Origin of the sequence: Inhella gelatinilytica (assembly GCF_016093295.1) — a bacterium.
GTDB classification, from domain to species: Bacteria; Pseudomonadota; Gammaproteobacteria; order Burkholderiales; family Burkholderiaceae_C; genus Inhella; species Inhella gelatinilytica.
This window is the reverse complement of sequence record NZ_JAEDAL010000002.1, coordinates 372,019-385,637: the sequence shown is the minus strand read 5'-3', so window position 1 is coordinate 385,637 and position 13,619 is coordinate 372,019. Positions and strand designations below refer to the sequence as shown.

Sequence of the window (13,619 nt, the reverse complement as noted above, 5' to 3'; positions counted from 1 at the left end):
AACCTCCATGGTGATGCGCATCCTGATTGCCGACGACAGCAAGGTATCCCGCACGGTGATTGCGGGACTCATTCGCAACCGCCTACCGGACGTGGAAATTCTTGAGGCCGGTGACGGCGCCAGCGCGCTGGAGCACGCCTCGACCTCGACCCCGGACCTGGCGGTTTTGGACATCAACATGCCCGGCATCACCGGACTGGAAGTGGCCGAGCGCCTGCGCGCGGCGGGCTCCCCGATCAAGATGGCCATCCTGACCGCCAACGTTCAGGAAGCGACACGGGCCAAGGCCGACGCGTTGGGCGTGCCGCTCTTTCGCAAGCCGGCCAAGAGTGAAGTCATCGACGACATCTTGAAGCTGCTGACACCATGAGCATCGAACTGGGAGAGTTGGAGCGCGATGCGCTGGGTGAAGCCTTCAACATGGCCTTGGGTGAGGCCGCCGCCAGTTTCTCGGAACTGGTGCAGGAGGAAATTCGCATCACCGTGCCCCATGTGCAGGTGGTGGCACGAGCCGACTTGGTCAGCCAACTGGGGGATTTATCCATCCCCGGGCTGAGTGAACGCTTGACCGCCATCACCCAGGCCTTCCACACCCGCGACCAAAGCCTGAACACCGAGGCGTGGCTGGTCTTCAGCGAAACCAGCGGGTTGGACATCGTGCGCCGCATGCTGGGGGAAGCAGAGATGCCCCTGGACCAAATCACCGAGTTGGAGCAGGACGCCCTGGGTGAGATGGGCAACATCATCATCAACGGCTGCATGAACACGCTGGCCACCATCCTGGGCTCCGAGTTGGTCGGCGGCCTACCGGAAGTGGCCCAGTCGCCCGCGGCCCAACTCTTCCCCCAACAGGAAGAGGACGGGGTGGTGCTGGTGGTGCGCATCGGGCTGAGCTTGCAGTCGCAAAACATCACCGGCTATGTGCTGTTCCTGATGGACCTGCCCTCCCTGGATCTGATGGTGCAGCGGGTACGGGCTTACTTCGGGCTGGATGCGGGCGCTTGATGCTGGATTTGCTGGATCACCTGGACAGCGGTGTTTTGTGGCTGGACGCGCAAGGGCGCATTGGGGTAATGAACCGCTGGCTGCGCGAGGCCGCCTGCGTAGAAGGCGACCCCTGCGGCTTAACGCTGGAGGAGGCCTTTGGCAACGGCATCAGCCCCAAGTTGCTCAAGAGCGTGGAGCTGGCCTTGCGTTCGGGGCGCGCGAGTTTGTTGTCGCATGCGTTTCACCCCACCCCACTGCCCTTGTGGCCACGTCGCGGTGATCGCAGCGAGCGGCTTCAGCAAGCCGTGGCGGTGGAGCCCGCCCACTGGGCCGGGCAGGCAGGCTGCGTCGTCACGGTGCGCGACCTGAGCGAGGTCACGCGGCGGGAAAGCTTGCTCAAACAGCAAGCCCTGCGGCTGAGCATGGACCTGGGCGAACTGCGCCGGGCCCAGGATGAGCTCAAACGGCAATCGGCCCGCTTGCGGGAGGTGGCCCGCCTGGCCCCCGTGGCCTTGCTCGAAACCGACTTGCAAGGCCACCTGCTCTACTGCAATGACCGCTTTTTGGCCCTGTGGAATGGGGCCCAAGGGGGCGTGCTGGGCCGTCACTGGTCGTCTCTGATGCCCGCAGCCGCCGCCCTCGCCTTTGACTCGGTGTGGCGACAACTGCCGTCGACCTCCGAGCCCATTCAACGGGACATCAATCTGGCCGCTCCGGGAGAGCCGGAGCGCTGGATCCAAGTGGAAGCCTGCCCCCTGACCAACCTGGATGGCGAGCGTTTTGGGGTCTTGGCCAGTCTGGTGGATGTGACCGAGCTTTACCGCCGGGCCCAGCGGCTGGAGCACCGCGCCCTGCACGACCCGCTCACCGGACTGCCCAACCGGGAAAAGCTGATGCAACGCCTGGAAGGGGCCCTGGCCGCAGCCAAGACACTGGGCCACGTGGTGCCGGTTATCTTCATGGACTTGGACGGCTTCAAGCAAATCAACGACGAGCATGGCCACGCCGCTGGAGACGCCCTGCTCCAGGGTTTGGCACAGCGCATGCGGCGAACCGTTCGCGGCGAAGACGTGGTGGCGCGGCTGGCCGGTGATGAGTTCGTGTTGGTGCTCTCTGACAGCCCCACCCAGGAGCAAGTGGACAAGGTTATGGGCAAGATGGCGACCGCGCTGTCAGAGCCCCTGCGCTACGGTGACAAGCAGCTGCGGGTCGGGTGCTCCTGGGGCATGGCCTGTTATCCCCATGACAGCCCTGATGCCAAGGGTTTGTTGATCTTGGCCGACGAGCGCATGTACGCCCACAAACAGGTGCGCAAGGACAAGCGCCGCGCGGATTCCACCGCTCAGTAACGGCTGCCCCGCCCCCCGGCCAAGCGCAAATACACCTGGGCCAGCCACGCCACCGCTGCACGGCGCAACCAAGCCCCCACCCCGCCCCCGATCCGATGCGCAGGGACGGGCTGAGCACCAGTGAGCGCCCGCTCAAAGGCCTCATGCACTTGGTGGTTTACGGCCGCATCCCGCACCACCACATTGGCCTCCAAGTTCAGCAACAAGGAGGTGGGGTCCAGGTTGCTGCTGCCCACCGTGACCCATTGCTGGTCCACCAAGGCCACTTTGGCATGCAAAAAAGCTTCGTGATACTCGTAGACCTCGATGCCCCGAGCCATTAATGCCCCATACAGCGCCTGGGCGGCCCAGGCCGCCACGGCGTAGTCCACGCGTCCTTGCAACAGCAGGCGAATCCGCACCCCCCGCCGTGCGGCCCGACCCAGCGCCCGAAGCAATCGCGCGCTGGGATAGAAGTAGGGGCAAATCAATTCGATGCGCGCTTGGGCCTGCTCTATGGCGGACCAGTATTCCCGCTCAATCGCATGGCGGTGGCGCAGGTTGTCGCGAACCACCAACCGGGGCCCCGTCACCGGGGTCGGAGCCCGATCGTCGGGTCGCCCCTGACCCTGCCACCACTGTGTCATCCAGCCTCGCGCGCGAACCGACCACTGGGGCGACGCCAAAAAGCCCCGCAATTCGTCCGCCCACTCGCGCCCCAACCAGGCCCGGAGCCACACACGCCGGACAACGGCGCTCACCGTTGGCACCACCTCGCCCTCCAGCGCCACGGCAAAGTCCAGCCGTGGGCGCTCCAGCGCTCCATGCGAGAGGTCCGTGTGATCGTCAATGAGATTGATGCCGCCCACAAAGGCCACCGCGGCGTCCACGACGCACAGTTTTTGGTGCAAGCGCCGCAGCTGCCCCGGTTGAAACCAATGCCACCAGCGGTCCAGGGGGCGGAAGACGGCCAGGGCAACCCCCGTGTCTTTTAACTGCGCCTGCCACCACCCGAGCGCGTGGCGGGACCCAAAGCCATCGACCACAACGCGCACCCGCACACCGCGTTTTGCGGCTCGCCGCATGGCCTGCACCACGCCCAGTGATACCGCATCGGTGTGCACGATGTAGCTGGCGAACCAAACGTCGTGGTGCGCCCGGTCCATGGCGTCAATCAGGGCGGGAAAGAGTTCGCGCCCGCCCTGCAACAGCCTGACCGCCGGTACGGGTTCGACAGCGGCGTTCAAAGCCCCTCCAACTCCACCACCAGGGGCAAGTGATCACTCATGTGCACCCACGGACGCCCCTGGGGCACGTGGGTGGCACAACACCGCAATCCGCGCACATACACCCGATCCAACGCAAACAAAGGAACCCGCGCCGGAAAGGTGGCCCTTCGCTCGCCATTCCAATGCGCCCGCTGCAGCCCCAACCGGTGCATGGGCGGATCCAGGCGTTCACTCCAATCATTGAAGTCCCCCGCCACCAAAACCGGCGCCTCACGGGGCACCTCACGCTCCAGGTAGTGCCCCAAACGCTGAATCTGCCGCAAGCGGCTGGCGGCCAGCAAGCCCAAATGCACCACCACCACATGCAGCGCCAACCCGTTCCAATCCACCAGGCTATGCAACAAGCCCCGTTGCTCCAGTCGGTGGTCTGAAACATCGTGTTGGTTGACCTGCAAGATGGGCCAGCGAGACAGCAGGGCATTGCCGTGCTCCCCCCCCCGCGTGAAGGCGTTGCTGCGGTACGCCACGGCGAACCCCTCGGGCGCCAGGTACTCGGCTTGGGGCGCCTCCGGCCACCCTTGGCGCGCAAAGCGCCGCGCATGACCATCGTGATACGCCCGAACTTCTTGCAGCGCCACCAAGTCGGCGTCCAAGTCGCGCACCCCGTCCCGCAAACTGTGAATGTGGAGGCGGCTGGCGGGCCCCACGCCGCCCACGCCCTTGTGGATGTTGTACGTCGCCAAGCGCAGCCGCCTCATGCGCCCTCCGCCACCACCACCCGATTGCGGCCCATCCGCTTGGCCTCATACAACGCCTGATCCGCGGCTTGGAGGAGTGCTGTGGGGTCACCATCCACCCGGCCGCGCCCGGCCGCCACACCCACGCTGATGGTCAGCACGGGGGCCGCAGACGACTGGGGATGCGGCAGGGCCAAGGCCTCGACCGCTGCTCTCAAGCGCTCGCCCACGGCCTGCGCTCCCTGCGCTTCCGTTTGCGGCAACAAACACACCATTTCCTCGCCGCCATAGCGGGCCGCCATGTCCACGGGGCGCAGCATGGAACGCTGCAAGGCCGCTGCCACTTGGCGCAGGGCCTCGTCCCCCGCCAAATGCCCGTACTGGTCGTTGTAGCGCTTGAAGTGATCGACGTCGACCAAGGCCACCGCCACCGAATCCCCTTGCCGCGCGGCGTGTCGCAATTCAACTTGCAGGCGTTCATCCAACGCCCGGCGGTTGTGCAAGCCCGTGAGCCCATCAATGAAGGCCATCCGCCGCAGCGCGTCGGCCTGGTGCTTGAGGGTCAAATGGGTGCGCACGCGAGCGCGGACCATCGGGGGGTGGATGGGTTTGTGAATGAAGTCAACGGCCCCAGCTTCTAGGCCAACGGTCTCCACCTCCACGTTGCCATGCGCCGTCACAAAAATGACGGGGATGTCGCGGGTCCCTTCCTGTGCCTTGAGTTGGCGACACACGCTGAGCCCGTCATCGTCGGGCAGTTCGAGGTCCAGCAGAATCAAATCCGGTCGCTGATCGTTCGCCACCTTCAGAGCCTGCGCCGCGGTCGTGGCCGTGAACACTTGGTGGTCCCCCGCAAAGAGGCGATAAAGCGCCTGGATATTCAGGGGCTGATCGTCCACCACCAGCAGGCGCGGGCGCGGGGCATCAAGGGTTGAATCGGGTTCGCGGCTCATGCAAGCAATTCGTCGAAGTCGTTCGTTCAGTCGGTGCATCCACCCGCCAGCCGGTCGCGCACCCACTGGGCAGCGGCGGCAAAGTCAAAGTCATGGACCAGCGTTTCCAAGTCGTCCAGCTTACGCCCGCGGGCCACCGGTTTGAGGTGTTCCAGCGCCTCCACGGCCGCCGCGTCCGACTGCTCGAGCAAGCTCAGCAAGCCCCGCAGCCCGTCACCCCATAGGCCGTCGTCCTGCGGGTCGTTCTCCACCGCCTCCACCGTTGAACGGCCGGGCGGCATTCCTTGCAGGGTGTGGGCCAGGGCGATCAGACCGGGGCGATACGGGGCGAAGGCGGCCTGAATCTGCGACCACGCCTCGGGCACCGGCAAAGCGCCCGAGGCCGCCACCGCGGCGCCCAAGGCCTGCGCCACGGTTTCGGCCCCCAAGGTGGCAGCGTTGCCCTGCAGCGCATGCACCCGCCGGCGCCACTCCGGCCCGTCGTTCGGCGCCGCTGCTTCAAAGTCCTGAATGAAGGCGGTGAGGTAGCGCCGATAGAGCGCGGACTGCCCGCCCAGCCGCGCCAGCCCTGCCGTCCAGTTCACACCCGCGCGCCGCGTCGCTTCCGTCAGCCCGTCGCCGTCGGTGCCACTCGCCGCGCGCTGGGTTCGCTCCGCAGGCGGCGAATCGGCGGTTAGCCCCCGCCCGCACACGTGCGCCAACCGGTCACGCAACGATTGCCAAGCCACCGGTTTGGTCAAACAAAGGTCCATGCCCGCTGCCAAGGCCGCCTCGCGTTGGGACTCGCTGCTCTGAGCCGTCAATCCCACGATGGGCAATGCCACGCCCAACCCCCGCAACGCTTGGGTGACCTGCAGCCCGTCCAACCCCGGCATCTGAATATCCAGAATGAGCGCATCCCAGGGCCGATCGCTCGCCGTCGCCCCGTCGAATGCGGCCAAGACCTCCGAGCCATCTCGCACCGCCTGAACCCACGCGCCCTCCTGCTCCAGCAACTCCGTCATTACCTGGCGGTTGGCCCCATGGTCGTCGGCCACCAGCAGGCGCAAACCGCGCAAGGGTCCGGGCCCGCTGGGCGGTCCGGCGCTGACGGTCGACACCCGGGACACTGGGCTTGCCAAGGACGCCGCCACAGGAAAGTCCAGTTCGAAGAAAAATCGACTCCCGACCCCGACTTGGCTTTGGACCAGCAACTGTCCACCCATTTGCCCGACCAAGTGGTGGCTGATGGCCAGGCCCAGCCCACTGCCCCCAAATTCCCGCGCGGTGGCGCGATCCCCTTGTTGGAAGCCCAAGAAGATGCGGGCTTGATCTTCTGCAGGAATGCCCCGACCGGTGTCCTCCACCTCGAAGGCCAATCGACACCCCGACGCCGACCGGGCGCGCACTGCCACGCGGAGGTCGATCCGACCGGTCGACGTGAACTTCGCGGCATTGCTGCCCAGGTTCAGGACGATTTGGCGCAAACGCAGGGCGTCGCCCACGAGCGCCTCGGGCACTTCGGGGTCCACCACCACGGCGCACGCCACGGGCTTGCTGCCGATGGCGGCTTGGATCAAGGCGCCCAATTCCTGCAACAACGGACGCAGCGCAAAGGGGCGACGCTCCAGGCCCAGCGAACCCGACTCCATCCGTGTCAGATCCAGGGTGTCGTTCACCAACTCCATCAAACCATGGGTGGCCGCCTGGGCGTGGCTCACGTGCGCTTGTTGCCGAGCGGCCAAGCCGGAACGGGCCAACAAGGTCAGCCATCCCTGAATCGCGTGCAAGGGGTTGCGAATTTCATGGCTCATCTGGGCCATGAAGCGGGTCCGCGCTTGAGCCGCTTGCTGGGCATGGGCGCTGGCCTGGAGCCACTCCGTCAGGTCCAGACCCATGCGGATAAAACTGCCATCACTCAAGCGGCGCTGGCTCCAGCGCCAAACACGACCATCGCCCAAATGCCAATCTGTCGACTCGGCCGAAGCGCCCCATAAAGCCTGCTGCGCTTCGACCCACATCAACTCCCGCCCTGCGGCCAAAGGCACCCAGCCCCGTTCGGCCACTTCCGTGAGCAGCGCGCGAAGGGAGCAGCCAGGCTCCAAATATTCCGCCAGGGCTGGCCATTGCGCTCGAAAGGCTTCGTTGCAAAAACGCAAACGCCCCTGCGGGTCATAGTGAGCGAGCACCACACTGAGTGCGTCAAGAGCCTCTCGAGCCAGACCGCTTCCCAAAGGGCCAGCTGGAGCGGCAACCGGGTCCCGCCCCGTATCTTGAACAGATCCGCGTACCCCAACCGGACGCCCTCCCGACGACAGGACTTCACCCACCACCCGCAAGCGCAACCGACGATCCTTGTGCGTCAGGGCATTCACCAGCATGTCGAAACCCTGGCCGCGCCGCTGGGCTTGGTCCAACGCCGCGTGCAGACTCAACTGAGCATCCGGCGAAAACAGACCCAGCCACTCCGGCAAGGTAGGGGGCGCGTCTGCCGTAGGGAATTCGAAAAGAGCCGCGGTTTCGTCGGTCCAGTCAAAGCGTCCCGCAGGCCAAGTCACTGACCATCCGCCCAGCCCCGCCAATCTAGCGGCGTGCTCAAGCAAAGGGGAAGGACGAGGCGAATCGGCGGACATCCCTCAATCTTCGCCGGACCTCTTCACCCGCAGTGACGGGAACAGCCCGGGTCTTTCAGGCCGGTTCGCTGCGGCAGCTGCAAGATCGCCTCGGCATTGGAGGGAGAGAAGCAGGCATCCGCGGCCTCTCGCCAAGCCTGCCACCGATAGCGCAAGTGCTCTCTCGGATTCAATTGCACCCGCGTGCCCTCGGGGACGCACAGCGCCAACACGCGCTCGAGGTTGTGGGTCACGCCCGGAGCGTACCGATGCGCCCACCGGGGGTAAATCTCATACCGGTTTTCCAGTGCCCAATCGGTCAGGTCGCCAGTCTGAATGCCGGTCTCCTCTGCTACTTCACGGCGCGCCGTCATCAGCCAGTCTTCATCGAGGGCTTCCTTGGATCCCGTCACCGACTGCCAGAAGCCCGGCGCATCGGCCCGTTCGATCAGGAGCACTTGCAGGTCCGGGGTGTGAATCACCACCAGCACCGATTCGGGAATTTTGTAGGGCATGTCGGCTTATACCGCGCGTGTCAGTGACCCTTCTTGCCGCGGGTGGCAACCTCGGGGGGAAGGTCCTTCGCCGCCAATTCCCGCACTTGATGGACCAACTGGTTGTGGGCATCCAAGAAGGCAGCCGCAATGACCTTGCCTTCATTGCTGTTGGCCCACCCCGCCCCAGCGGCACCACCGAGCTTGCCGACCATGAGACCGCCCACCCCCAAGTCCGTGACACGGACCGAGCCCGTGGCGGCGGCCACTTGCTCGGTGGTCTCGCTGTCCACCAGCAGCAAGGTCACCTGCGCTTCTTTGAGTTTGATCTGCTCGGCGGCGCCCACGAAATTGCGCAGCACCGGAATTTGGCTCAGCACTCCCCCCATCTGGCGCCCCGCCTCCATCTCGCTGAAAGTCAAGGAGGGGGTCAACATGTACTGGGCTTCGTACCCCTTGCCTTTGGCCACGGTACTGCCCTGCTTGCGCAAGAGCCCGGACTCTTTGAGTTCGTGCTCCTGCACGATTTGCTTCAAGCCCATGTTCCGGTCCACCACGCGAAAGCAGCCACTTTGCTGGGCCAACAAGCGCACCAACGGTAAGGGGGTTTCCGGCAATCCGCGGGCCCCACCATAGACATAACCGTTGGGGTTCTCCACCAGGGCCAGGGTGGCCACAGGGGACTCGCACTTCATCAACTCCTTGGCAGCGTTGTGTGCGCCCGCCGGCCCCCCAGACCCCGTCACAAGGGATCCCCCCTGCCCCAGTTCGGCCCCCTGCTTCCCGCAGCCAATCAGCGCCAGCGGCAGGACCAACATCAAGACGTGTTTCATACGATTTGTTACGCAGTCAAAAAAAAGGGCAGCCGAAGCTGCCCTGAGGGAGACGATGGAGGCATCAAGCCGCCGCGGCCGCCGCGTTGCGCAAACGGATGTGCAGTTCGCGCAACTGCTTTTCGTCCACGTTGCTGGGTGCGCCGGTCAACAGGCACTGGGCGCGCTGGGTCTTCGGGAAGGCAATCACGTCGCGAATCGACTCGGCCTTGGTCATGAGCGTCACCAGACGGTCCAGACCAAAGGCCAGGCCACCATGCGGGGGCGCGCCGTACTGCAGTGCATCCAACAGGAAGCCGAACTTGATGCGCTGGTCTTCTTCACTGATGTTCAATGCAGCGAATACCTTGGCTTGCACGTCGGCGCGGTGGATCCGCACCGAACCGCCGCCCAGTTCCCAGCCGTTCAGGACCATGTCGTAACCCTTGGCAATGCAGGCGCCCGGGTTGGTGGTCATCAGGTCCTCGTGCCCATCCTTGGGCGCCGTGAACGGGTGGTGCACGGCGTTCCAGCGATTGCCTTCGTCATCGAACTCGAACATCGGGAAGTCCACCACCCAGAGCGGGGCCCAGCGGTCTTCGAAGAGGCCCTTGGCCTTGGCGAATTCGCTGTGGCCCACCTTCAAGCGCAAGGCGCCAATGGCGTCGTTCACCACCTTGGCCTTGTCCGCGCCGAAGAAGAGGATGTCGCCATCCTGCGCGCCGGTGCGCTTGAGCACCTCGGCAATCGCCGCGTCGTGCAGGTTCTTCACGATGGGGGATTGCAGGCCGTCACGGCCCTTGGCCACTTCGTTGACCTTGACCCAGGCTAGGCCCTTGGCCCCGTAGATCTTGACAAACTCGGTGTACGCGTCGATCTCGCCGCGGCTCATCTCCGCGCCGCCGGGCACGCGCAGCGCCACAACACGGCCGCCCGGGGTGGTGGCCGGGCCGCTGAAGACCTTGAAGTCCACATCGGCCATGCAGTCGGTCAGCTCGGTGAACTCGAGCTTCACGCGCAGGTCGGGCTTGTCCGAACCAAAGCGATGCATCGCGTCGGCGTACTTCATCACCGGGTAGTCGCCCAGTTCCACATCCATGGCTTTGCGGAAGACGTGGCGGATCATGCCCTCGAACATCGAGCGGATCTCTTCTTCCGTCAGGAAGGAGGTCTCAATATCGATTTGGGTGAACTCGGGCTGGCGGTCGGCCCGCAGGTCTTCGTCGCGGAAGCACTTGGTGATCTGGTAGTAACGGTCGAAACCGGCCACCATCAAGAGCTGTTTGAAGAGCTGGGGGCTCTGCGGCAGGGCAAAGAACATGCCGTCATGCACGCGGCTGGGCACCAGATAATCGCGGGCGCCTTCGGGGGTGCTCTTGGTCAGCATCGGCGTTTCGATGTCGATGAAGCCGTGCTCATCCAAGAACTTGCGCACCTCCATGGCCACGCGGTAGCGGAGCATCATGTTCTTTTGCATCGCGGGGCGGCGCAGGTCCAGCACACGGTGCGTGAGGCGCGTGGTCTCGCTCAGGTTCTCATCGTCGAGCTGGAACGGCGGCGTCACCGAGGGGTTCAGCACCACCAGTTCATGGCACAGCACTTCAATCTTGCCGCTCACCAGGTTGCTGTTTTCGGTGCCTGCCGGGCGGGCCCGCACCTTGCCCTTGACCTGCAGGCAGAACTCGTTGCGAACGCCTTCGGCCGTTTTGAACATTTCGGCGCGATCCGGGTCGCACACGATCTGCACCAGACCCTGGCGGTCGCGCAAATCGATAAAGATCACCCCGCCATGGTCACGACGACGGTGGGCCCAGCCCATCAAGGTCACTTCTTGGCCCAAGAGGGCTTCACTCACATCACCACAGTAGCTCGTACGCATTGCTTTGCTCCTGGTCAGGCCTCTCGGCTGACCGTCACTCAATCAAAAAAGGGGAATGGCGATGACCCTGGCTGAACCCGACGCCGGCGGGCTCAGCCGATCGGATTGGGGTCGCTCGGCGCTGCCGCTGCCGCCGGGGCCTGGGAGGCGGCATTCGGCGCCACCACCCCCATGGAAATGATGTGTTTGAGCGCCGCATCCACGCTCATCGCCAAGGGCCTCAATTGGCTCTTGGGCACCATCAAAAAGAAACCCGAGGTCGGGTTCGGGGTCGTCGGCACGTACAGGGAGACGTGCTCACTGCCATCCCCCAACAGCGGCGCCACTTCGGCGGCCGGGGTTCCGGTCACAAAGGCGATCGTCCAGGCCCCGGGGCGCGGATATTCGACCAAGACGGCCTCGCGGAAAGCATTGCCCTTGCTGGAGAACAGGGTGTCGCTGACTTGCTTGACCGAGCTGTAAATGCTCTTGACGATGGGAATGCGATGCATCAACGCATCCCATTGCTTCAGCCACCACTGTCCGAAGAAATTGGCGACGAATACGCCCGTGGCCAGGAGCAGCAGCAGCAGCACCAACACGCCCAGGCCGGGAATCTCACGCAGCCCCCGGAGCGCATCCCCCCACGGCGGCAGCACCTTGGCGGCGGCCCCCACCACGGTGGCAAAAATGCCATCCATCATGCCCAACACAGCATGCAGCACCCAGACCGTGATGGCCAGGGGCAACCAGACCAAGAGGCCGGCAATCAGGTATTTGCGCAGGGTGGACACCACATTCCTCAGTGACAGCCCGAACCGCTGCACGCGCTGCCGCAGCCTGCGGTCGCTGGAGCCGGTGCACTGGCCGTTTCAGCTGACGGGCTCGCGGCAGGCGTCGAAGTCGACCCCTTGAAGTCGGTCGCGTACCAACCCGAACCTTTGAGTTGAAAACCTGCAGCCGTGAGCTGTTTGGCAAACGCTTCTGCGCCGCACGACGGGCAGGTCGACAGCGGGGCATCCGACAGTTTTTGCAGCACATCCTTGGCATGGCCACAGGCGCTGCAGCGGTAGGCATAGATGGGCATGGGAAAACCCTAAACCGAGCAAACCGGCTATTTTAAGGGTGCGGCTGCAAGTGGTGGTTGACGTGCTCGTGCCGGTTGGTCAGCCATTGCGGCGCCAGCGAGCCCACCAGCATGCCCAGGAGCGCGGCGAGCAAGCCCGCCAACTGCCCCGGGAAGGCCTCACCCCAGGTGGTGACTTGGGGCATGAAAACAATCCAGGTCCCCACGCCCGCGACCAACGAGAAGATCGCCCCTTGCGTGCTCGCCTTGGACCAATACAAGCCGAACACCAAGGGAATGAAGGCGCCCACCAGGGTCACTTGGTACGCGGAGGACACCAAATCAAAGATGGGCGTGCCCTTCATGGCAATGGCGTAGGCGAGCACCAAACCCGCGAAAACAATCAGCGTCCACCGCATGGCCCGCAACTGCTGCTTGTCGCTCATGCCCGGCCGCAGCTGCTTCAAAATGTTTTCCACAAAACTGGTGGAGGGGGCCAACAGCGTGGCCGAAGACGTGCTCTTGATGGCCGAAAGCAGAGCGCCAAAGAACAAGATTTGCATGATCAGGGGCATCTTGCCCATGATGAATGCCGGCAGCACGCGCTGGTAGTCGTCCTTGGCCAGGGCCAGCGCCTCATCGCCCATCACCACCACGGCCGCCGTCACGATGAACATGGGGACAAAAGCAAACAAGATGTAGCTCGCCCCGCCGATCACCGCACCCCGCTGAGCGGTCTTGGCATCCTTGGCCGACATGACCCGTTGAAACACGTCTTGCTGCGGAATGGACCCCAACATCATAGTGAGCGCCGCACCGATGAACATGGCCACGTCGGTGAAGGTCGGCGGCGGCAGGAAGGTCCACAAGTCTTTGTTGGTGGCCAGGTCAATCACCTTGTCCGCCCCGCCAGCCAAGTCCGCGGAGAACACCGCAATGATCGACAGGCCCACAACCAGCACAATCATCTGGATGAAATCGGTCCACGCCACGGCCAGGAAACCGCCGATCACCACATAGATCAGCACCGCCAGGGTGCCCACGATCATCCCCGTGGTGTCGCTCATGGCGCCACCGGTCAACACATTGAAGACCAGACCCAACGCCGTGATCTGCGCCGCCACCCATCCCAGATAACTCAAGATGATGGCCGCGGAGCAAAACACTTCGACACCCTTGCCGTAGCGCTGGCGGTAGAAGTCGCCAATCGTCAGCAGGTTCTTTTGGTACAGCTTGGCCGCGAAAAAAAGCCCGACCAGGATCAAGCAGGTACCGGCCCCAAACGGGTCTTCCACGATCGCCCCCAGCCCGCCTTGCACGAACTTGGCGGGAATGCCCATCACCGTTTCTGCCCCAAACCAGGTGGCGAAGGTGGTCGTGATCACCATCACCAACGGCAAGCTGCGGCCCGCGATGGCGAAATCCGCCGTGTTCTTGATGCGGGTACCCGCCCAAGCCCCAATGGCCAGGGTGCCCAGCAGATAAAGGACGACAAAAACGATCAGCGTGGTGTTCATGGCGTGCGACAAAGAGACGAACAAGCGCCGCGGGGACCTCGGGTCCG

At 64.3% G+C, this 13,619-nt stretch carries 13 protein-coding genes; 3 read left to right on the top strand and 10 right to left on the bottom strand.

All coding sequences use genetic code 11. The annotated features are described in order from the left end of the window. Positions 1-7 precede the first annotated feature (7 nt). From I7X43_RS06710 to I7X43_RS06700, 3 genes are read left to right on the top strand one after another with little or no spacing between them, the layout of a single operon-like run. Positions 8-370, top strand: a complete 363-nt coding sequence (locus tag I7X43_RS06710; RefSeq protein WP_198100145.1) for a response regulator — start codon at positions 8-10, stop codon at positions 368-370. Next, complete coding sequence (locus tag I7X43_RS06705) at positions 367-1,005, top strand: chemotaxis protein CheC (RefSeq protein WP_198100144.1); 639 nt, start codon at positions 367-369, stop codon at positions 1,003-1,005. Before I7X43_RS06710 ends, I7X43_RS06705 begins: the two co-directional genes overlap by 4 nt. Next, complete coding sequence (locus I7X43_RS06700; RefSeq protein ID WP_198100143.1) at positions 1,005-2,336, top strand: sensor domain-containing diguanylate cyclase; 1,332 nt, start codon at positions 1,005-1,007, stop codon at positions 2,334-2,336. The genes I7X43_RS06705 and I7X43_RS06700 overlap by 1 nt, the downstream gene beginning before the upstream one ends. On the opposite strand, the gene clsB is transcribed toward I7X43_RS06700, so the two are convergent. The 10 genes from clsB to I7X43_RS06650 all read right to left on the bottom strand — a co-directional run bounded on the left by clsB (position 2,330) and on the right by I7X43_RS06650 (position 13,572). Beyond that, positions 2,330-3,562 carry a cardiolipin synthase ClsB gene (gene clsB / locus I7X43_RS06695; RefSeq protein WP_198100142.1) on the bottom strand — a complete coding sequence of 411 codons (1,233 nt, stop codon included), beginning with the start codon at positions 3,560-3,562 and terminating at the stop codon, positions 2,330-2,332. The genes I7X43_RS06700 and clsB overlap by 7 nt on opposite strands. After that, positions 3,559-4,302, bottom strand: a complete 744-nt coding sequence (locus tag I7X43_RS06690) for an endonuclease/exonuclease/phosphatase family protein (RefSeq protein ID WP_198100141.1) — start codon at positions 4,300-4,302, stop codon at positions 3,559-3,561. Before I7X43_RS06690 ends, clsB begins: the two co-directional genes overlap by 4 nt. Continuing rightward, complete coding sequence (locus I7X43_RS06685; protein WP_198100140.1) at positions 4,299-5,234, bottom strand: diguanylate cyclase; 936 nt, start codon at positions 5,232-5,234, stop codon at positions 4,299-4,301. Before I7X43_RS06685 ends, I7X43_RS06690 begins: the two co-directional genes overlap by 4 nt. A gap of 26 nt (positions 5,235-5,260) precedes the next feature. After that, positions 5,261-7,771 carry an ATP-binding protein gene (locus I7X43_RS06680; RefSeq protein ID WP_198100139.1) on the bottom strand — a complete coding sequence of 837 codons (2,511 nt, stop codon included), beginning with the start codon at positions 7,769-7,771 and terminating at the stop codon, positions 5,261-5,263. Between the two features lie 98 nt (positions 7,772-7,869). Further along, positions 7,870-8,340: a dihydroneopterin triphosphate diphosphatase gene (nudB, locus tag I7X43_RS06675; protein WP_198100138.1), complete on the bottom strand. Its 471-nt coding sequence runs from the start codon at positions 8,338-8,340 to the stop codon at positions 7,870-7,872. 20 nt (positions 8,341-8,360) lie between these two features. Then, positions 8,361-9,152 (bottom strand): CsgG/HfaB family protein, encoded by a 792-nt coding sequence (locus I7X43_RS06670; protein ID WP_198100137.1) that lies wholly within the window; start codon positions 9,150-9,152, stop codon positions 8,361-8,363. A gap of 64 nt (positions 9,153-9,216) precedes the next feature. Further along, positions 9,217-11,010, bottom strand: a complete 1,794-nt coding sequence (gene aspS, locus I7X43_RS06665) for an aspartate--tRNA ligase (RefSeq protein WP_198100136.1) — start codon at positions 11,008-11,010, stop codon at positions 9,217-9,219. A gap of 92 nt (positions 11,011-11,102) precedes the next feature. Next, complete coding sequence (locus tag I7X43_RS06660) at positions 11,103-11,774, bottom strand: DUF502 domain-containing protein (RefSeq protein WP_198100377.1); 672 nt, start codon at positions 11,772-11,774, stop codon at positions 11,103-11,105. A 17-nt stretch (positions 11,775-11,791) separates the two neighbouring features. Next, the gene (locus I7X43_RS06655) at positions 11,792-12,076 is read right to left on the bottom strand and encodes an FmdB family zinc ribbon protein (protein ID WP_198100135.1); all 285 of its coding nucleotides are present in this window, start codon (positions 12,074-12,076) and stop codon (positions 11,792-11,794) included. A gap of 32 nt (positions 12,077-12,108) precedes the next feature. Beyond that, entirely contained in the window at positions 12,109-13,572 is a 1,464-nt protein-coding gene (locus I7X43_RS06650) for a high affinity choline transporter 1 (RefSeq protein ID WP_198100134.1), read from the bottom strand. Positions 13,573-13,619 lie beyond the last annotated feature (47 nt).